20 protein-coding genes are annotated in these 19738 nt (G+C 63.4%); 9 read left to right on the top strand and 11 right to left on the bottom strand.

Annotated features, from left to right (window positions below; all coding sequences use genetic code 11):
* The first annotated feature begins 113 nt into the window (after positions 1-113).
* Positions 114-1397, top strand: coding sequence for a prephenate-dependent tRNA uridine(34) hydroxylase TrhP (gene trhP / locus C1949_RS15700; protein ID WP_104739418.1), 1284 nt, complete (start codon positions 114-116; stop codon positions 1395-1397).
* On the opposite strand, the gene C1949_RS15695 is transcribed toward trhP, so the two are convergent.
* Both C1949_RS15695 and C1949_RS15690 read right to left on the bottom strand, forming a co-directional pair.
* Complete coding sequence (locus tag C1949_RS15695; RefSeq protein ID WP_104739417.1) at positions 1394-2032, bottom strand: isochorismatase family protein; 639 nt, start codon at positions 2030-2032, stop codon at positions 1394-1396. The two genes, trhP and C1949_RS15695, sit on opposite strands and share 4 nt — an antisense overlap.
* Positions 2033-2193: 161 nt before the next feature.
* Positions 2194-3093, bottom strand: a complete 900-nt coding sequence (locus C1949_RS15690) for a LysR family transcriptional regulator (protein WP_104739416.1) — start codon at positions 3091-3093, stop codon at positions 2194-2196.
* 101 nt (positions 3094-3194) lie between these two features.
* On the opposite strand from C1949_RS15690, the gene C1949_RS15685 reads away from it, so the two are divergent.
* Positions 3195-3923, top strand: a complete 729-nt coding sequence (locus C1949_RS15685) for a pirin family protein (RefSeq protein ID WP_104739415.1) — start codon at positions 3195-3197, stop codon at positions 3921-3923.
* A gap of 27 nt (positions 3924-3950) precedes the next feature.
* Here C1949_RS15685 and C1949_RS15680 read toward each other — a convergent pair whose 3' ends face one another.
* The 5 genes from C1949_RS15680 to C1949_RS15660 are packed head-to-tail and all read right to left on the bottom strand — an operon-like array spanning position 3951 to position 7495.
* A complete protein-coding gene (locus C1949_RS15680) occupies positions 3951-4199 on the bottom strand; it encodes an HP1242/YdcH family protein (protein WP_104739414.1) in 249 nt (82 codons plus the stop codon).
* Positions 4200-4250: 51 nt separating this feature from the next.
* Positions 4251-4973, bottom strand: coding sequence for an LrgB family protein (locus C1949_RS15675; protein ID WP_104739413.1), 723 nt, complete (start codon positions 4971-4973; stop codon positions 4251-4253).
* Complete coding sequence (locus C1949_RS15670) at positions 4966-5316, bottom strand: CidA/LrgA family protein (protein WP_104739412.1); 351 nt, start codon at positions 5314-5316, stop codon at positions 4966-4968. The genes C1949_RS15675 and C1949_RS15670 overlap by 8 nt, the downstream gene beginning before the upstream one ends.
* The gene (locus C1949_RS15665) at positions 5310-5828 is read right to left on the bottom strand and encodes a DUF934 domain-containing protein (protein ID WP_104739411.1); all 519 of its coding nucleotides are present in this window, start codon (positions 5826-5828) and stop codon (positions 5310-5312) included. Before C1949_RS15665 ends, C1949_RS15670 begins: the two co-directional genes overlap by 7 nt.
* Positions 5825-7495 (bottom strand): nitrite/sulfite reductase, encoded by a 1671-nt coding sequence (locus C1949_RS15660; protein WP_104739410.1) that lies wholly within the window; start codon positions 7493-7495, stop codon positions 5825-5827. Before C1949_RS15660 ends, C1949_RS15665 begins: the two co-directional genes overlap by 4 nt.
* Before the next feature lie 289 nt (positions 7496-7784).
* Here C1949_RS15660 and ccoG point away from each other — a divergent pair, with 289 nt between their 5' ends.
* The 7 genes from ccoG (at position 7785) to C1949_RS15630 (ending at position 16343) form a co-directional block, all read left to right on the top strand.
* Complete coding sequence (ccoG, locus tag C1949_RS15655; protein WP_104739409.1) at positions 7785-9167, top strand: cytochrome c oxidase accessory protein CcoG; 1383 nt, start codon at positions 7785-7787, stop codon at positions 9165-9167.
* A 63-nt stretch (positions 9168-9230) separates the two neighbouring features.
* Positions 9231-10640, top strand: a complete 1410-nt coding sequence (gene mapR, locus C1949_RS15650) for a GntR family transcriptional regulator MpaR (protein WP_104739408.1) — start codon at positions 9231-9233, stop codon at positions 10638-10640.
* A gap of 113 nt (positions 10641-10753) precedes the next feature.
* Positions 10754-11926 carry a 5-demethoxyubiquinol-8 5-hydroxylase UbiM gene (gene ubiM / locus C1949_RS15645; RefSeq protein WP_104739407.1) on the top strand — a complete coding sequence of 391 codons (1173 nt, stop codon included), beginning with the start codon at positions 10754-10756 and terminating at the stop codon, positions 11924-11926.
* Positions 11927-12053: 127 nt separating this feature from the next.
* Positions 12054-13499, top strand: coding sequence for a cytochrome-c oxidase, cbb3-type subunit I (gene ccoN / locus C1949_RS15640; protein ID WP_104739438.1), 1446 nt, complete (start codon positions 12054-12056; stop codon positions 13497-13499).
* A 4-nt stretch (positions 13500-13503) separates the two neighbouring features.
* Positions 13504-13650 carry a hypothetical protein gene (locus C1949_RS19465; protein ID WP_170063095.1) on the top strand — a complete coding sequence of 49 codons (147 nt, stop codon included), beginning with the start codon at positions 13504-13506 and terminating at the stop codon, positions 13648-13650.
* Between the two features lie 65 nt (positions 13651-13715).
* Positions 13716-14123: a DUF2946 domain-containing protein gene (locus C1949_RS15635; RefSeq protein ID WP_170063094.1), complete on the top strand. Its 408-nt coding sequence runs from the start codon at positions 13716-13718 to the stop codon at positions 14121-14123.
* A gap of 99 nt (positions 14124-14222) precedes the next feature.
* Complete coding sequence (locus tag C1949_RS15630) at positions 14223-16343, top strand: TonB-dependent copper receptor (protein WP_104739405.1); 2121 nt, start codon at positions 14223-14225, stop codon at positions 16341-16343.
* Positions 16344-16399: 56 nt separating this feature from the next.
* On the opposite strand, the gene C1949_RS15625 is transcribed toward C1949_RS15630, so the two are convergent.
* The 4 genes from C1949_RS15625 to C1949_RS15610 form a co-directional block, all read right to left on the bottom strand.
* The gene (locus C1949_RS15625; protein ID WP_104739404.1) at positions 16400-17041 is read right to left on the bottom strand and encodes a DUF1826 domain-containing protein; all 642 of its coding nucleotides are present in this window, start codon (positions 17039-17041) and stop codon (positions 16400-16402) included.
* Positions 17038-17943, bottom strand: a complete 906-nt coding sequence (folE2, locus tag C1949_RS15620; RefSeq protein ID WP_104739403.1) for a GTP cyclohydrolase FolE2 — start codon at positions 17941-17943, stop codon at positions 17038-17040. The genes C1949_RS15625 and folE2 overlap by 4 nt, the downstream gene beginning before the upstream one ends.
* Before the next feature lie 173 nt (positions 17944-18116).
* Complete coding sequence (gene yghU, locus C1949_RS15615) at positions 18117-18962, bottom strand: glutathione-dependent disulfide-bond oxidoreductase (protein ID WP_104739402.1); 846 nt, start codon at positions 18960-18962, stop codon at positions 18117-18119.
* 128 nt (positions 18963-19090) lie between these two features.
* Positions 19091-19702 (bottom strand): LysE family translocator, encoded by a 612-nt coding sequence (locus C1949_RS15610; RefSeq protein WP_104739401.1) that lies wholly within the window; start codon positions 19700-19702, stop codon positions 19091-19093.
* Positions 19703-19738 lie beyond the last annotated feature (36 nt).

Genomic DNA, 19738 nt, shown 5'->3' with positions numbered 1-19738 from the left:
GGGTCATCAGTCCCCTTCCTCTTCAGCACAACGAATGCTGACTCTGATCAATAACCGCGCTTCGCCTCTCCGCTAAGCTCGCCGACTTTCTGTCGACCTTGCGGTACTAGATCATGCCCCACGCTCCCGAACTGCTGGCCCCCGCCGGCACCCTCAAAGCCATGCGCTACGCCTTCGCCTACGGCGCCGACGCGGTCTACGCAGGCCAGCCGCGCTATAGCCTGCGCGTGCGAGAGAACGACTTCCACAACCCAGAGGTGATGGCTGCCGGCATCCAGGAAGCGCACGGGCAGGGCAAAAAATTCTATCTGGCCAGCAATATCGCGGCACACAACAGCAAGGTGGCGACCTACCTGCGCGACCTCGAACCGGTGGTCGCAATGGGGCCGGACGCGCTGATCATGTCGGACCCGGGGCTGATCATGCTGGTGCGCGAGCGCTGGCCGGAGCTGCCGGTGCACCTCTCGGTGCAGGCCAACGCAGTCAACTGGGCGACGGTGAAATTCTGGCAACAGCTGGGGCTGGAGCGCATCATTCTGTCGCGCGAGCTGGCGCTGGAAGAGGTTGAGGAAATCCGTCAACGCTGCCCGGACGTAGGCCTGGAAGTGTTTGTGCACGGCGCACTGTGCATCGCCTACTCCGGGCGCTGCCTGCTGTCCGGCTACTTCAATCACCGCGACGCCAATCAGGGTGCCTGCACCAATGCCTGCCGCTGGCAGTACGACGTAAAACCCGCGGTCGAAACTGCCGAAGGCAATATCGAGCCAGTCGCACAGCCGGTGCAGATCATCACCCAGCACGACAAACCCGATGAGCCGATGGCCATTGAGGAAGATGAACACGGCACCTACATCATGAACTCGAAGGATCTGCGCGCGGTGCAGCACGTCGAACGCTTCGTGCAGATGGGCGTGGATTCGCTGAAGATCGAGGGCCGCACCAAATCGCACTTCTACGTCGCCCGTACGGTGCAGGTTTACCGCCAGGCGATCGATGACGCGGTCGCCGGACGCCCGTTCAACCTCGGCTTGATGGACGACCTGGAGAGCCTGGCCAACCGGGGCTACACCGAAGGCTTCTACCGCCGTCATCCACCGGGCGTGTACCAGAACTACGAGCAAGGCGCCTCGCGCATGAGCCGTCACCAGTTCGTCGGCGAACTGGCCGGGGAAGATCGCGACTGGATCGAGATCGAGGTGAAAAACCGCTTTGCCACCGGCGACCAGCTGGAGCTGATGACCCCACAGGGCAACCACAGCTTTGTACTGGAAACCCTGCAGGATCGTAACGGCAACGCCATTGAGGTGGCGCCGGGCAACGGCCACCGGGTGCGTATTCCGCGCCCGCCGCTGGCCGATCTGCAGTACGCGTTGCTGATGCGCTGGCTGGCGGCTTAAGCGGCTGTCAGGCGGCTAATGGCATCCGCTGTCGTCGTTACCTCGCCAAACTCGTAGGCGATGGTGCTGAGCGAGATACGTTGAATTTCCTCGGCACTGATCGCGCCAAAGCCCAGATCCGGGTAGTCCATCGCCGCATTGGCGTCGCTCAGGGCAACCACCTTGTATTCCCGATGCACCCCGTCGCGGATGGTGGTTTCGCAGCAGACGTTGGTCACCGTGCCGCAAATGATGATGGTGTCCACGTCGCGGGCGCGCAGCACGGTGTCCAGGTCGGTACCGTGGAAGCCGCTGTAGAACAGCTTGTCGATGACCACGTCACCCGGCTGTGGCGCCAGCGCCTCGATCACCTCTACATTCGGCTCACTACGGGCCAGAATTTCGTCCACGTTGGGGTATAAATCGCGCATACGGCCGGTGTCACTGCCATCGCCACGCACGATATGACGCAGGTAGATTACCGGCACGTCAACGCTGCGAGCGGCATCGAGCAGCGCCTGAATCGGCTGAATGATATTGGCTGTGTTTGGCACATAGAGAGCGCCGTCCGGTTCGCAGAACACCTTCTGCATGTCGACGACGATGACCGCAGCGCGGCGCGGATTGAGGTTCCAGCGAACCAAGGGTTTGCTCATTGAAGGCTCCAGCTAACGGAAATGCATGAGCCTCGACCACAGCAAGGAGCGTACCGTCTGGTCCGCGCTAAAGCGCCTGCCCCCTGCAGCCCCTAACCAGCTTGGGCCCTGGAAACTCTGGCTCTTCTGGCAGCGCCGTCAACCTGCACTGTGGCAGGGCATCAGACCGCGGATGCACCTTCGGTGGACAGCGCCTCACGCAGATAATCGATCAACAGGCGTACCAGCAATGACGCCTGCCGGTGTTGCGGATACACCGCCCAAGCGGTATTGCCCGGCAGCTGGAAGGCGTCCAGCACGGCGACCAGCTTTCCGCTCGCCAGCGCATCCTCGACAATGAAGGTCGGCAGCCTCGCGATGCCCAGCCCGGCGATGGCGGCATCACGCACCAATTCCCCATTGTTGATCCGATAGCGCCCCTTGACCGCAACCCGCTGCAATCGGCCGGCCAGCCGGAACGGCCACTCCACCGCCGCGCTGTGACCGTACAGTACACACTCGTGGCCAGACAACTCGGCAGGTGTCTGCGGCACCCCGCGTGCTGCCAGGTAGGCGGGGCTGGCGCAGGTCACCATGCCCAGCGGCATCAACGGGCTGGCAATCAGACTGGAGTCAGCCAGCGCACCAATGCGCACCGCCATGTCGAAGCCCTCGGCCAGTAGATCGATGGTGCGGTCACTCAAATCCAGCTCGACCGAAACCTCCGGATAGCGCAGCAGAAACCCCGGCAACAGCGGACTCAGGTGCTGAATACCGAACGACACCGGCGCGCTCAGACGTAGTGCCCCGCGCGGGCTGCTGCGCTGGGTGCCAATCAGTTGCTCGGCTTCAGCCACCTCCTGCAGGATGCGCTGCACTCGCTCCAGATAGGCCTGACCAAGCGCCGTGGCACTGAGCCTGCGGGTTGAGCGGTTAAGCAGGCGCACGCCAAGCCGCTCTTCCAGCGCCGCCACGCGCCGACTGACCAGCTGCTTCGACAGGCCCAGACTGTCAGCCGCGGCGGTAAAGCTGCCCATCTCCATCACACAGGCAAACATCTGCATGTCTTCAAGCTGACTCATTGTCCACCCTGCATTGACAGTCAAACACGGAAAAGCAACTTAATCCGCTCAATTATGGACAGTATGATCTTCCCATCAACCCCTCTGATGGAGGACAGACCATGACCCCGCAAATAACTCTGCGTCGCGCAGACGAGCGCGGCACGGCCGAACACGGCTGGCTCAGCTCGCGCCACAGCTTTTCTTTCGCGTCCTACTACGATCCACGCCACATGGGCTTTTCCGACCTACGTGTGATCAACGACGATCGGGTGGCACCCGGTGCCGGCTTTGGCACTCACCCGCACCGCGACATGGAGATCTTTTCCTACGTGCAGGGTGGCGCGCTGGAACACCGCGATACCCTGCACAACGGCTCGGTGATCCGTCCGGGCGACGTGCAACTGATGAGCGCCGGCACCGGCGTAGCCCACAGCGAGTACAACGCCAGTCAACGCGATCCGGTGCACTTCCTGCAAATCTGGATCGTGCCGGCGCGCACCGGTCTGGCCCCGCGCTACCAGCAACGCCACGTCAGTGAGGCGGAAAAGCGCGGTACGCTGCGGCTGGTCCTCAGCCCGGATGGCGCCAGGGACAGCCTGAAAATTCAGCAGGACGCGCGCGTCTACGCCGGCCTGTTTGACGCTGATGAACAGGCCAGCCTGCAGCTGTCGGCCGAGCGCTACGCTTACGTGCATCTGGCCCGCGGCCAGCTGCGGGTCAACGGCCAGCGGCTGAAAGCGGGAGACGGACTGGCCCTGCGCAAGGTTCAGCGGCTGGACATCGATCAGGGCAAAGGGGCCGAGGTGCTGGTGTTCGACCTCCGCCCAGAGGCGTTGCCGGGCGGCTGATGCACCCGGCAGACAAAGCGCACGGATTCAGTCCTGTGCGGCCTTGAGCAACGTGTTGTAGAGCTGATCCTTGAGATGGGCACGCTGTTTTTTCATCTGCTGGAAGGTGGTGTCTTCCACCGGGGATTCACGTTTCTCCAGCCGCATGATCTCCCGATCCAGACTGGCATACTCATGCAATTGCTCTTTGAAGTGGGCATCCGCCTCGGCCAGTTGGTCGATCAGATCGCTGTACTGGGGAAACTCCCCATGCAACTCGTGGTTCGCAATACCCATCGCCTACGCCTCCGTTGATTGATCGGAACACTCCTGATGAGCCTAGCCGATTCAGCCTAAAGCGCCCAACCAGCGCCAGCCAAGGACCGCAACAGGCAACAGCAACGCGGTAAGCACGCCGAGTGAGCCCATCGCCAGTGCGGAGAACGCAGCGCACTCATCGCCTTCTTCCAGCGCCCGAGCCGTGCCCACCGCATGCGCATTCATACCGTAGGCCACGCCCCGCGCCGCCGGGTGATTGACCCCGGCGAGCTTCAGCAACGGCGGCAACATGACGGTGCCCAATACACCGGTCAACATCACCAGCACCGCGGCCAGCGCCGCCAGCCCGCCCAGTTGCTCGGCCAGCGGCATGGCAATCGGCATGGTTACCGATTTGGTCGCCAGGGTCATCAGCACCGGCAGGTCTGCCCCCAGTAACCAGGCGGCCAGCAAGGTCAACGCCACGCTGGCGCCACCGCCGACCAGCAGTGTCACCAGCACCGGCCAGAGATTGGCGCGAATACGCCGCAAATTCCGATACAAAGGCACCGCCAGCGCGACCGTGGTGGACCCCAGCAGCCAGGCGATAGGCACAACAGCTTCACGGTAGGCGGCGTAGTCCAGCTGCAACAGGCGGATACCGGCAATAATCAGCAGCATGGTGATCAATACCGGCTGCAGCACCAGCCAGCCGGTGCGTCGGTAGAGCCAGAGCGCAAACACAAAAGCCGCCAGCGTCAGCGCGATGGCGGTCAGTGGCGCATGGACCACCTGCAGCAGCGCGTCACTCATCCTCTCGCCTCCCGGTCATCAGCCGCTGCATCAGCACGCCGCACAGCGGAATACACAGCAGCAGCGACACGACCAACCCCGCGCCAATCGCAGGCAGTTGCGCCAGCAGCACATCACCGCCGAGCAGAATACCGGTTGCCGGAATCGCCAGCATCAGCGGCAGGTAACCCAGCAGCGCAGCGCTCGCCTGCTCCAGCCACTCAGGAATCCGACCCAGCAGCACCAGCAACGCCAACAGCAGCAGCAAACCGATGACCGGCGCGGGCAGCATAGGCAACCAGACAGCCTGCAGTAACGCACCAACCGCCTGCATCACCACCAGCAAGAGCAACCCCTTCAGCATTCGCTGGTCCGCCGACGAAACAGCGGCCGCGGCTCAATCGCCGAGCGCCCATAGAGCACGCTCATGCCGCTCAGCCCCTTGATGGCATCCTCGACAGATTTGTCTTCGCGCACGGCAAAGGCATCAAAGCCGCACTGGCGCATGTGGCTGAGCTGATCACGCAGCACATCCCCCACCGCGCGTAGTTCGCCGGTCCAGCCGATGCGGGTGCGCAGCAGGTAAGCCTGGCTGTAGCCACGGCCGTCGCGAAAGCTCGGGAACAGCACGGCAATCAGCGGTAGCACCGCCAGATAGGGTTGCAGCCGCTCGGCCTCGTCATCGGGTTGCAGGCAGACCGCGTCCGCGCAGGGTTCAAGGCCACTCAGCACCGCCTCGGACTGGGATTGCAGCCAGCCGTCCAGACTGAGAATCCGAGGACCATCGGCGGGCTCCTCACCGGTCAGCGCCAGCGTCCATAGGTCCTCATTCACCCGTTCAGGCCCATGCTCGGTGAGCCGTATCAGATTGTTCATGCGCGCACCTCCTGCGCCGGATACACCCGCGCCTTGAACGGGGCGAGGCCGATACGCGCGACGGTATCGACAAAGCGCTCGGTTCCAACCCGCTGCTCGCGGTACACATCGGCCAGTTGGGCAATCACCTCGGGCACGTCCTCGGCGCTGAAGGCTGGACCGATCACCTTGCCCAGCGCGCTCTGCTTGCCCTGCGCCCCACCGATGGTGAGCTGGTACCACTCGCTGCCGTTTTTATCGACGCCAAGAATGCCGATATTGCCAATGTGATGATGACCACAGGCGTTCATACAGCCGGAAATGTTCAGGCTGATCTCGCCCAGATCCTGCAGCAGCTCGGGGTCGGCAAAGCGCTGCTGAATCGCCTGTGCCACCGGAATGGACTTGGCGTTGGCCAGCGAACAGTAGTCGCCGCCGGGGCAGGCAATCACGTCGGTCAGCAGGCCGATATTGGGTGTCGCCAGGCCGAACTCGCAGGCCTGCTGCCAGAGCGCGTACAGGTCTGCCTTGGCGACATCCGGCAGCACCAGATTCTGTTCGTGGGCGACCCGAATCTCACCGAAGCCAAAGCGTTCGGCCATCAGCGCCACCTGCTCCATCTGCTCGGCAGTCACGTCACCGGGCGGCATGTCGGCGCCGGGCTTGGTCGACAGCGTGACCGACACGTAGCCCGGCTGCTTGTGTGCGTGGGTGTTGCGCTGCACCCAGCGGGCAAACCCGGCGTCGCGCGCCAGCGCGCTGCCAAATTCCAGGTCCACCGCTGGCTGCGGCGGGTAGCTCGGCGGCTGAAAGCTGGCGGCGACGCGCTCATACTCGTCGCGGGTCAGCTCGGCGGGGCCATCCTTGATGTGCTCCCACTCCGCCTCGACCTCGCGGGCAAAAGCGTCGATGCCGAGCGCCTTGACCAGAATCTTGATGCGCGCCTTGTACTTGTTGTCCCGGCGGCCGTGGCGGTTATAGACCCGCAGCACCGCCTCGACGTAGGACAACAGGTGCTGCCAGGGCAGCGCCCGACGGATCGGCTGCGACAGAATCGGCGTACGCCCCAGGCCGCCGCCAACCATGACGTCGAACAGCATCTCACCCGCGGCATCCCGGTACAGATAGAGCCCGATGTCGTGCATCATCACCGCCGCACGGTCTTCGCTGGCCGAGCACAGGGCAATCTTGAACTTGCGCGGCAGGTAGAGAAACTCCGGATTGATCGTCGACCACTGGCGCAGAATCTCGGCCAGCGGCCGCGGGTCGAGCACCTCATCGGCCGCCACCCCGGCAAAGGCGTCGGTGCTGATATTGCGCACACAGTTGCCGGAGGTCTGAATCGCGTGCATGTCGACCGCCGCCAGCCGGGCCAGAATGTCGCCCACCTGCTCCAGCTCGATCCAGTTGAACTGAATATTCTGACGCGTGGTGAAGTGGCCGTAGCCGCGGTCAAAGTCGCGGGCGACGCCCGCCAGGGCGCGCAGCTGATCGGCCGACAGCGTGCCGTAGGGAATCGCCACCCGCAGCATGTAGGCATGCCGTTGCAGATACAGGCCATTCTGCAGGCGCAGTGGCAAAAACTCCTCCTCGCTCAGCTCGCCGCTCAGCCGCCGGCTGATCTGATCACGAAACTGGGCGACCCGCTCGGCAACCAGCGCCCGGTCATACTCATCGTAGTGGTACATGCTCACCTCTCGGCAGGCGGCAGTTCCCGCAAGCAGCAGGCCTCCCGCACAGGATCATCTAGTAGGCGGCTACTATGCGGATGCAGCTGAACCCATACCAGCCTCAGATCCTGCTAAAAAAACCGTATCAGTTGACACAGAAAACGCTCCGTAAAGCGTTGCCTAACGTAGCCTAGAGCATCCTTACGCCCCCATCTGATCTGGCTTTTTCCATCCAATCTGAATCTGTTACCAGATCAGCTGTCCCCGCATCATCGCCACAGCCTGAAAATCCAAGAGCCGTGATGCCATGACCAGCCATATTCCCCTGAAAGACCTGACGCCCGCCCAGCAGGGCGGACCCATTCATACCCGCAGCTTCAAGGGCCTGTACCGCAACTTCCGCCTGCTGGGAGCCGGCGCCCTGATGCTGCTGTTCTTCGGCACCGCCTGGATCGACTGGAACGGCCAGCAAGCCGTGCTCTGGGACCTGGACAGCAAGCAGTTCCATATCTTCGGCGCGACCTTCTGGCCGCAGGACTTCATCCTGCTGTCAGCCATTCTGATGATTGCCGCCTTTGGCCTGTTCTTTATCACCGTGGTAGCCGGCCGCGTCTGGTGCGGTTACAGCTGCCCGCAGAGCGTCTGGACCTGGATGTTCATGTGGGTGGAGAAAGTCACCGAAGGCGAGCGACACCAGCGCATTCGCCTGGACGCCGCGCCCTGGTCGCTCAACAAACTGCTGCGCCGCGGAGCCAAGCATGGTCTCTGGCTGGCGATCAGCCTGGCTACCGCCATCGGCTTCATCGGTTACTTCACCCCGGTGCGCGATCTGGTCGGCGACCTGCTGAGCTGGCAGGTTGGCGCAACCACCGCGTTCTGGCTGCTGTGCTTTACCGCCGCCACCTACTTCAACGCCGGCTGGCTGCGCGAGCAGGTATGCGTGCACATGTGCCCGTATTCTCGGTTCCAGAGCGCGATGTTTGATGCGGACACCCAGCTGGTGACCTACGACGCCGCACGCGGCGAAGCCCGCGGCCCGCGCAAGAAAAACAGCGACCCGGCCGCCGCAGGTCTCGGCGACTGCATCGACTGTACCGTCTGCGTGCAGGTCTGCCCGACCGGTATCGACATCCGCAACGGTCTGCAAATCGACTGCATCAGCTGTGGCGCCTGCATCGACGCCTGCAACGGCGTCATGGATCAGATGGGTTATGCCCGCGGACTGATTCGCTACACCTCAGAGCACGCGCTGGCGGGCGGAAAAACACACTGGTTGCGTCCGCGTCTGGTCGGCTACGCCAGTGTCCTGCTACTGATGATTGGCGGACTGGTCTGGGGCCTGCAGGCCCGCCCGGTGGTCGATCTGGACATCAGCCGGGACCGCAGCGTGTTCCGCGCCAACAGCAATGGCGACATCGAGAACATCTACACCCTCAAGGTGCTGAACAAAACCCAGCAGGACCGCGAGTACCGTCTGAGCCTGACGGACGCAGATCGCTTCAAGACGCAGGGCCTCGGTAGCCTGCAGGTTGCTGCGGGCGAGACCGGCACGGTTGCCGTGCGAGTCAGTCGTCGCGACCCGCCCGTTGCCGCCGGCAGCGAGCCGCTGGAATTTGTGGTGGAGGACCTGAACGATGCAACGAGCAAGGTCAGCGACGAGAGCACCTTCGTCTCGCCGCCGGTGCGTTGATATCGCATGAGCGCGCTTGATGGCCTACAGTGGCGAACATCACCCTCAGAACCACAGGACCGGATGAAACGCTACGAAAAGCTGGCCGATGACATCGCCGAGCTGATCCGCACCGGGGTCATCGCCCCGGGCGAAAAGGTCCCCTCAGTACGGCACGCCAGCCGCACCTACGGGGTCAGTCCATCGACCGTGTTCCAGGCCTACTACCTGCTGGAGGATCGCGGCCTGATTCAGGCCAGACCCCGTTCGGGCTATTTCGTCCACGCGCTGGCCCGGCGCCAGTTGAGCGAGCCGAACATCAGCCCCTACGCCTCCAGCAGCGTCGATGTGGACGTCAGCGAACTGGTGTTCTCGGTCCTTGGCTCACTCAAGGACCCGGAGATGGTCGCCTTCGGCTCGGCCTTCCCGAGCCCGGATCTGTTTCCGCTGGCGCGGCTGTCGCGGTCGCTGGCCAGCAGCGCACGTGACATGAAACCCCACTCGGTGATTGCCGACATGACCGCCGGCAACCCCGACCTGCGCCGCCAGATCGCCCTGCGCTATATGGTCAGCGGCATGCTGCTGCCGATGGAAGAACTGGTGATCACCAATGGTGCGATGGAAGCACTCAACCTGTGCCTGCAGTCGGTCACCCAGCCCGGCGACCTGGTCGCCATCGAAAGCCCTGCTTTCTACGCCACCTTGCAGGTGCTGGAGCGATTGCAGCTCAAGGCAGTCGAGATCCCGGTGCATCCACGCGAAGGGATCGACCTCGAAAGTCTCGCCGACAGCCTGCAGCGCTTCCCGATCAAGGCCTGCTGGTTCATGAGCAGCCTGCAGAATCCGCTCGGTGCCAGCATGAGCGATACCAAGAAAAAGCAGCTCTATGCCCTGCTCAAACAACATCAGGTGCCGATGATCGAAGACGATGTCTACGCCGAGCTGTACTTCAGCGCCAAACCGCCCAGACCGGTCAAGAGTTTCGACACCGACGGGCTGGTGATGCACTGCGGTTCGTTCTCCAAGTGCCTGGCGCCCGGCTACCGGGTGGGCTGGGTGGCTGCCGGCCGCTTTGCCGAACAGGTCAGCCGTCTCAAATTGATGACCACCATTTCTCCGTCGGTGCCCGCCCAGGCCGCGCTGGCCGACTACCTGCAAAACGGCGGCTACGACCGTCACCTGCGCAAGTTGCGCCATGCGCTGGAGAGTCAGCAACGGGCAATGCTGGCCTCTGCCGCGCGACACTTTCCGCGCGAGACCCGGGTCAGCCGCCCCAATGGCGGGTACTTTCTATGGTTCGAATTTCCCGAGCGGGTGGACTCGCTGCAGCTGTTCCAGCACGCGCTGGCGCAGGGCATCAGCCTGGCACCGGGGCCGATCTTCTCGGCCAACCGGCACTACCGCAACTGCGCGCGACTGAACTATGGCCACCCCTGGGATGAGCCCAGCGAGCAGGCCATGGCCACACTCGGCCGACTGCTCGCCGCCTTCTGAGCCGCTGCGACAGCCGGCCGCAGTGCACCGTGTCGCCACACTGACCCAGAGCAATATTCGGCCAATCCGTCAGGCGCAGACTGAGGGCCTTTGTTCTCAGGGAGACGCTGCGCATGAACTGCGACATTGCCATTATCGGGGCTGGCCCAAGCGGCCTGTGCATGGCCCGCGCACTGGCCGAAAGCGGCCTGAACATCGTATTAATCGAGCGCCAGAGCGAGGCCAGCTTGGCCGACCCTGTTTTCGACGGCCGCGAGATTGCCTTGACCCACGCTTCCCAGGCGCTGCTGGAACAGCTTGATATCTGGTCCAGGCTGCCCGCTGAGGACGTTGCCTTGCTGCGCGATGCCAAGGTCATGAACGGCCCGTCACCCTTTGCCCTGCAGATTCAGGCGCGCCACGCCGGCAGCGACCACCTCGGCCACCTGGTTGCCAACCGGGCCATTCGCCTGGCCGCCTGGCAAAGCCTGCAGGCAGCAGGCGGCGTCCACCTGATGTGCGAAACTCGACTGCGACAGGTACATCAGCATAGCGGCGGCATCGAACTGGTCATGAACGACGGCACTCGTCTGGAGACTCGCCTGCTGATCGCCGCCGACAGCCGCTTCTCGGAAACCCGCAGAATGCTGGGCATCGGCGCCCAGATGAAGGACTTCGGCAAGACGATGATGGTCTGCCGCATGAACCACGAAGTCGATCATCAACACATTGCCTGGGAATGGTTCGGCTACGGCCAAACCCTGGCCCTGCTGCCACTCAATGGCAAACAGTCCTCGGTCGTCGTAACCCTGCCACCACGGGAGATGGAGCTACTCCATCAGTTGGACCCGCAAGCGTTTGCCCGCGAGATCGAAAGTCGCTTCGATCACCGACTCGGTGCTATGGAGCTTGCCAGCGGCCGCAACGTTTACCCGCTGGTTGGCGCCTACGCGCGCCGCCTGACCGCGCACCGCAGCGCGCTGATCGGCGATGCGGCGGTCGGCATGCACCCGGTTACCGCCCACGGCTTCAACTTCGGGTTGGGTAGCGTGCAGCGACTCAGCCGCTTGGTAATCGACGCTCACCGGCGCAACCGCGACATTGGCTCAATCGCCCTGCTCGGCCGCTACGAGCGCCAGCAGCGACTGGCTACCTGGCCGCTGTACCAGGCGACCAACCTGCTGGTCGAATGCTACACCAGCGACCAGCTACCCATGCGTCTGCTACGCGGCGCGGCGCTGCGAGCGGCGCAGCAGCTGGTACCGCTCAAGCGCGGTATCGCCCGGCATCTGACGGCTGGCCACTAAGGTCAGCCGCCGGCCATCTGATCTGCTTTTTGCAGCAACCTCTGAGTCTGTTTTGTATTGCCACTGAGCCCTAGAGTGCAGGCGTTATCGCGACATGCGTCGCCTCACTGCTATGAAGGGCCTGAAGATGCAGAACACTGCTGCGCAGAGGTACAACTATCGGGTGGTGCGTCAGTTCACCATCATGACCGTGGTATGGGGCGTGGTCGGCATGGCCGTCGGCTTGCTGGTTGCCTCCCAACTGGTCTGGCCGGCACTCAACATGGACCTGCCGTGGACCACTTTCGGCCGGCTGCGACCACTGCATACCAGCCTGGTGATCTTCGGCTTTGCCGGCAGTGCCCAGTTTGCCGCCAGCTACTACGCTGTGCAGCGCACCTGCCAGACGCCACTGATTGCACCGCGCCTGACCGCGTTCACCTTCTGGGGCTGGCAGGCGGTCATCGTCACCATGCTGGTGACCCTGCCGCAGGGCTTGACCACCACCAAGGAATACGCCGAGATCGAGTTTACCGGGGCGGTGCTCATGGCGATTGTCTGGGTCGCCTACGCCATCGTCTTCTTCGGCACGCTGATGCGCCGCAAGACCCACCATATCTACGTTGGCAACTGGTTCTTCGGCGCCTTCATTCTGGTGATTGCGGTGCTGCACACCGTCAACCACGCGGCCATTCCGATCAGTTGGTTCAAGTCCTACCCAGTCTACGCCGGTGCTACCGATGCCATGGTGCAATGGTGGTACGGGCACAACGCTGTCGGCTTTTTCCTGACCACCGGTTTTCTCGGCATGATGTATTACTTCGTGCCCAAGCAGGTCAATCGACCGGTCTACTCCTACCGCCTGTCGATCATCCACTTCTGGGCGCTGATCAGCCTCTACATCTGGGCCGGCCCGCATCACCTGCATTACACCGCACTGCCCGACTGGGCGCAGTCGCTCGGCATGGTGATGTCGCTGATCCTGCTGGCCCCGAGCTGGGGCGGCATGATCAACGGCATGATGACCCTGTCGGGCTCCTGGCACCTGCTGCGTACCGACCCGATCCTGCGCTTTCTGGTGGTCGCACTCGCCTTCTACGGCATGTCCACCTTTGAAGGGCCGATGATGGCGATCAAAACCGTCAACGCGTTATCGCACTATACTGACTGGACCATTGGCCACGTGCACGCCGGTGCCCTGGGCTGGGTCGCGATGATCACTTTCGGCTCGCTTTATCACATGATTCCGAAGGTGTTCGGCACCGACAAGATGTACAGCACCGGCCTGATCAACCTGCACTTCTGGCTGGCGACCATCGGTACCGTGCTGTACATCGTGTCAATGTGGGTCAACGGCATTACCCAGGGGCTGATGTGGCGTGCCGTGAACGTCGACGGCTCGGCGACCTACAGCTTCGTCGAGGCGCTGGAGGCCAGCCATCCAGGCTATGTGGTCCGCGTAATCGGTGGTGCCTTCTTCCTGACCGGCATGTTGTGCATGGCCTGGAACACCTGGCGCACCGTACGGCAGGCCACAGCGGAGCAACGTGCAAGCAACAACCTGGCCGTCGCCAGTCAATGTAACGGAGGATAATCCGATGCTGATTGCTGAAATTTCGGGACTACTGACCCTGCTCGGACTGTACATCGCGGTACAGGTCTGTCTGGCCAACCATCCAGGCGATGAGCTGGAGCAGGCATCCCAGCTACCGTTCGCCGAGGAGCCTGACCGTTTCGACGCCTGAACACGCGCCATGCGGCAACCAGCCACATGGCGCAGAAGGTCGCAGGGGGTGCTAGAATTCCGCGCATGAATCTGACCCGCGACGACCGCCTTTCACTCACCCTGGTGCTCTATCTGTGCACCCTGGTGAGTCTGCTGACCTGTGGTTTCCATCAGGGTCAGATGAGCGGGCAGCATTTGAGCGGTGCCGGGGTGGTGTTCTGCAACCTCGGCAGCGACAGCCTGGGTGTCGATCTCGACGATCAGAAGCAGCACCAGATGAGTGACCTGCAGTCAGGCTGCCCGCTGTGCTCTTCCATCGGCCACGGCAGCGCGGTGGCCATGCATGGCTGGTCGCTCGACTACCTGCCCGCCAGCCCGACCAGTGCGCCCTCCAGCGGCCAATGGGCTCGCCCGCCGCCGCGCTATATCTGGCCCTCAATCAATCCCCGCGCCTCACCCTCCCCGCTCGACGCTGCGCCCCGCGCCGCCTGAGCCCGCCTGCGGCCACTGGCCGTGCGTTGCGTCACACCCCACAACACCCTGACCTGATTTCGGCCCGGCGCCGACTGCGCCGCTTTGGCCACTGTGTGGATGACAACAATGCAACACGCCAACCGTTTTACCCGACCCCCTGTCAGCCTGCGCTGGCAAACCGCTTTCGCCCTGCTGTTTACCAGCCTCGGCGCTACCGCCCAAAGCCACGAAGGCCATGACCATGAAAGCAGCAACGATGTGCTGCAACTGGCGCCCGTGGTGGTAACCGCCGTTCAACAAAGCTCGCCACTGACCATCGTTGCCGACCCCAAGGACGCCCGCCAGCCGGTGCCCGCCAGCGATGCCACCGACTATCTGAAGACCATTCCGGGCTTCTCCGCTATCCGCAGCGGCGGCAGCAACGGCGACCCGGTCCTGCGCGGCATGTTCGGTTCGCGCATCAACCTGCTGGCCAACGGCGGCCAGATGATCGGCGCCTGTCCCAACCGGATGGACGCGCCCAGTTCCTACATCGCACCGGAAACCTACGACCGCCTGACCGTCATCAAGGGCCCGCAGAGCGTACGCTGGGGGCCTGGGGCTTCGGCTGGCACCGTGCTGTTCGAACGTGAACCGGAGCGTTTCGAGGAGCCGGGCAGCCGCGTGCATGCCAGCGTACTGGGTGGCAGCAATGGCCGCTTCGACAAGCTGCTTGATGCCGCCATCGGCAACCAGAACGGCTACCTGCGTTTCGCCGGCAACGACGCCCAGTCCGACGATTACGAAGATGGCAACGGCGATACCGTGCCGTCGCGCTGGAGCAAGTGGAACGGTGATATCGCCGCCGGCTGGACGCCCGATGCCGATACCCTGCTGGAATTCAGCGCCGGCAAGGGTGACGGTGAAGCGCGCTACGCCGGGCGCGGCATGGACGGCACCCAGTTCGCCCGCGAAAGCCTTGGCCTGCGCTTCGAGAAACTCAATCTCGGTCAGGTCAGCAAACTGGAGGCGCAGGTCTACTACAACTACGCCGATCACATCATGGACAACTTCCGCCTGCGCAGCCCCGATCCGACCAGCATGATGCCGATGCCCATGGCCTCGCAGGTGGATCGCCGTACCCTCGGCGGACGCCTTGCGCTGAGCTTCGATTGGGACGCGGTCGAGCTAGTATCCGGTATTGACGCCCAGCGCAGCGAGCACCGTGCCCGCAGGTCCAGTTACAGCATGATGACCGGCTATACCGATGCGGACGAGTTCGCCTGGGAAAAAGACGCAGTCATGCACAACTACGGACTGTTCAGCGAAGCCACCTGGCACCAGAGCGACCTGACCCGCTGGATCGGCGGCGCACGGCTGGACCGCGCCTCGGTCAAGGACTACCGGGTGGGTATTCGCAACATGATGGGCATGACCACGCCCAACCCGACCGCCGGCCAGAGCCGCAGCGACACCCTGCCCAGCGGTTTCGTCCGTTACGAACAGGATCTGACCGCCATGCCGGCAACCGTCTACGCCGGCCTCGGCCACGCTGAACGCTTCCCCGACTACTGGGAGCTGTTCTCGGCCAGCCTGGCGCCAACCGGCGAACTGAACGCCTTTGACGGCATCGAGCCGGAAAAAACCACCCAGCTGGACGTCGGTATCCAGTATCAGGACGCACGCCTGCAGGCATGGGCATCGGCCTACGCCGGTCAGGTCGACGACTTCATCCTGTTCCGCTACTCGACCATGATGGGCATGCGCCGCAGCCAGGCCTACAACGTCGACGCCCGCATTGCCGGTGGTGAGCTGGGCGTGGCATATGACCTGACCAGCAACTGGAAGACCGACGCCACGCTGGCCTACGCCTGGGGTGAGAACCGCAGCGACGGCCAGCCGCTGCCCCAGATGCCGCCGCTGGAAGCCCGCCTGGGTCTGAGCTACGAGCAGAACGACTGGAGTGCCGGCGCACTCTGGCGACTGGTCCGTGCGCAGAATCGGGTGGATGAAGGCGCCGGCAACGTGGTCGGTCAGGACATCGGCAGCAGCGCCGGCTTTGGCGTGTTCTCGCTCAACGGCGCTTGGCGCATGACCGAGCAGGTGAAGCTGAGCGTTGGTGTCGACAACCTGTTCGACAAGGCCTACGCCGAGCACCTGAACCTGGCCGGCAACTCGGCATTCGGTTTCCCAGCCGACCCGGTTGCCATCAACGAGCCAGGCCGCTCGCTCTGGGCCAAGGTCGATTTCGACTTCTGACCCGCGCCCGTTCTGCGCCCGGCCCAAACCGCGCGCAGAACGACGTCCTCAGTCGCTCAGAAGCAGGGATCAAGGGTCAGCAACAGACGTTGCTGACCGTCCTTCAGGGCCGGACTGCGGTGCACAATACCGCGCTCTTCGTTGCCCACCCAACCGCTGCCCTTGAGCAGCGCCACATCCCCACAGCCCAACTGGCGGATAGCGCCAGGCTCGCGCACAGGATCAGGTTTGCCCAGATCCGGCACCCCGAGACCGCGACGCTCAACCGCCGAATCCGGCAACCACTCGCTGCCGGGGCCAAGGTAGGTGGTCACCAGTCGCACCGGCAGGTTGTCGCAGTGAAAGCGCGGACACATCGCCTTCTCCAGCATGCGCAAACGCACCGCCACCCGTTCGACGCCAAACAGGCAGGCCGTCGCTTCTGCCAGCAGCTGCACATCCGCAACCAGTGGCCCTGCCTGGCCTGGCGCCGGCAACTGCGCCGCCAGCTCACTAGCCAGCGTCTCGCCGGGAATACCTAGCCAGGCCACCTGCCAGCCACCGCTACCGCCTTGCGCCAGTACACTGCTGCGCAGCGCCGGCCCGAGGCGTCGCTGCATGACCGCAAGACTGACCGCTTCCTCAAAGATCGCTGCCAGTGCTCCGAGATCACGTCCCATCGCCCAGTGCGCGGGCTCTGTCATCAGCGCGGCATTCATGGGTGCGCTCCTACCGACGCGACCGCGTCATGCGGATGCAGGCTTTCGATATGCCGAACATGGACCGCGGCATGCTGTGCACCGGCAGCACTCAAAGCCGCTCCCAACCGCCGAGCGGCATCCTCGACGAACATCAGATTGGCCCCATTAAGCGCGGCAAAGGCCTGCTCGTCAGCGCGCTTGACCGCAGTCTGTACCGGGGTCGCCAGCGCCTGCTCAATCTGATCGATCAGCGCCAGCAGGCCCAGGCTCTCCTCTGCTGCCTGCAGGTCGACGGCAACCTTGGCTTCGCTGCGCTGGCTGTGCGGCGTTGCCAGACTCCCGTTGCGCCCAAGCCATTGGCTTACCGCCACCGGGTCGAGCCGCTGCCGACCGGCAAAGGCTTTATCATAAGCGCTGACCAGCAGCTGCCGGCTGAGCGCGGCCGAGCACGGACAGGTCGAGGAATAGCTGACCGTCAGCTCGACACGCGCCCTGAAACGGCCCTCAACCAGCGTCGCCTCCAGCTTTACCGGGTAGGCTTTCCAACCCGACAGCTGCGGCGTAACCAGCGCTGGTCGCCGACACAGCAGACTGAACTGCAGTACCAGCCGTGCATTGCGACTGCCGCAATCGGCATGGCTCTCGACCATTGCCTGCAACAGCGCCTGCAGCACGGTCGGCGCCAGCGCCCGATCCTGACCCAACCGGTCCAGCAAGGTGTAGAGGCGCGACATGTGGATACCCTTGACCTCGGGCCGCGGCAAGTCCACCTGCAGATCGGCACAGGCATGAACCGTCTGCCGCTGGCCGGTCTCATTCAGGGTAATCGGCAGATCAATCCCCTGCATACCAACCCAATCCAGCGCGGCAGGGTCAGCAGACAGGTCACTCAGGGAAACATCGGGCAGCGCGGCAGTCATCGGCGGATTCCATCAGCAGGCACATAAAAGGATGTTAAGAATGCACTATTGTTACGTTATAACAAATGCATGCACCTAACAATCCGTGCACAGCCCGCACGCAAGCAAAAAGAAGCCCGGCTGATGCCGGGCTTGGGATGCCAACGCGGGTGTGTGCCCCACCGGGCGCGGGATCAGATGTCGCTGATATCGCTGGCGTCGTGCCGTTCGGCCACCTGCAGGGCTTCGTCGCCCCACACGCGGTTGACCCGTCGACCACGCTGCACGGCAGGCCGTGCGGCGATCTCGGCCGCCCAGCGGAGCACATGTTCATACTCGTGCACCGAGAGGAATTCGGCAGCGTCGTACAGAGCGCCTTCAACCAGCACGCCGTACCAGGGATAAATCGCGATGTCGGCGATGCTGTACTCTTCGCCCGCCATGTAGCGGTTGTCGGCCAGATGGCGATTGAGTACGTCCAGCTGGCGTTTCACTTCCATGGCGAAGCGATTGATCGGGTATTCGAACTTCTCGGGCGCATAGGCGTAGAAATGGCCAAAGCCGCCGCCCAGATATGGCGCCGAGCCCATCTGCCAGAACAGCCAGTTCATCGCCTCGGTGCGCTTGCCATGATCCGTTGGCAGCAGCGCGCCAAACTTTTCAGCCAGATACAGCAGGATGGAGCCGGACTCGAACACCCGCGTCGGCGGGTTGGTGCTGTGATCCAGCAAGGCCGGAATCTTCGAGTTGGGGTTGATCTCGACAAAGTCGCTGCCGAATTGGTCACCCTCGTTGATGCGAATCAGCCAGGCATCGTACTCAGCACCCGCATGGCCCAGGGCCAGCAGCTCTTCGAACATGATGGTCGCCTTGACGCCATTGGGCGTGGCCAGCGAATACAGCTGGAACGGGTGCTTGCCGACCGGCAGCGTCTTCTCGTGGGTTGGCCCGGCAATCGGGCGATTGATGCTGGCAAACTTGCCGCCGCTCTCGCTATCCCAGGTCCAGACCTTGGGCGGTGTATAGCTGTTGTCACTCATGCGATGTCTTCCTGTGTTCTGAAACCAGACAGCAAAGGGTAGACGACAGAGCATGTCGAGCCACGCACAGCAGGTCAATGCCGAATTCTCGCGCAGCGATGCCCGGAACTGCCGCCGCATTCCACCACCTAGAACATCAGCCGGGCACCAAAACCCACCAGCAGCGCACCAAATGTCCAGCGCTGCAGCTGTTGCAGGCGCGGCCGCTCGCGCAACATGCCCCCCATCAGCTTGCCGCCGGAGACGTAAAGCAGGTCAAAGCACACGCCGACCAGCAGCACAATCAGCCCCAGCAGCGTGAACTGCAGCGCGACGCTACCGGTCTGCGGGTGAATGAACTGTGGCAGCAGCACCGAACAGAACAGCAGCGCCTTGGGGTTGCTGATGTTGGTCAGCAACCCGCGCCGGAACGCCGCGAGCGCGGTCCGCGAACGCTTGGCGCAAGCGTTCTCCGGTACCAGCGATGACGCCCTCCAGATCGAGATACCAAGCCAGATCAGATACCCGGCGCCAAACAGCCGTACCGCGTTGAAGGCCCAGGGCGCCGCCTGCAGCAGTGCCGCCAGCCCCAGCCCGGCCAGCGCGACGTGGGCCGCACGAGCCAGCGCCAGGCCGGCAATGGTTGCAGCGCTCTGTAGCCGCGAGTGGTTCGCTGCGGTCTGCAACAACAGCAGCATGTCTGGCCCCGGTACCAGATAGGCCACCGCCAACGCTCCAACAAAGATCCACAGGTCCGTCATTTCAGGGCGCTCCGGCCATCTCATTGCTCGACACAA

Origin of the sequence: Halopseudomonas oceani, from assembly GCF_002903165.1 — a bacterium.
GTDB lineage: Bacteria > Pseudomonadota > Gammaproteobacteria > Pseudomonadales > Pseudomonadaceae > Halopseudomonas > Halopseudomonas oceani.
Note: the sequence above shows the minus strand (reverse complement) of the source record. Positions and strands in the feature narration are given on the sequence as shown.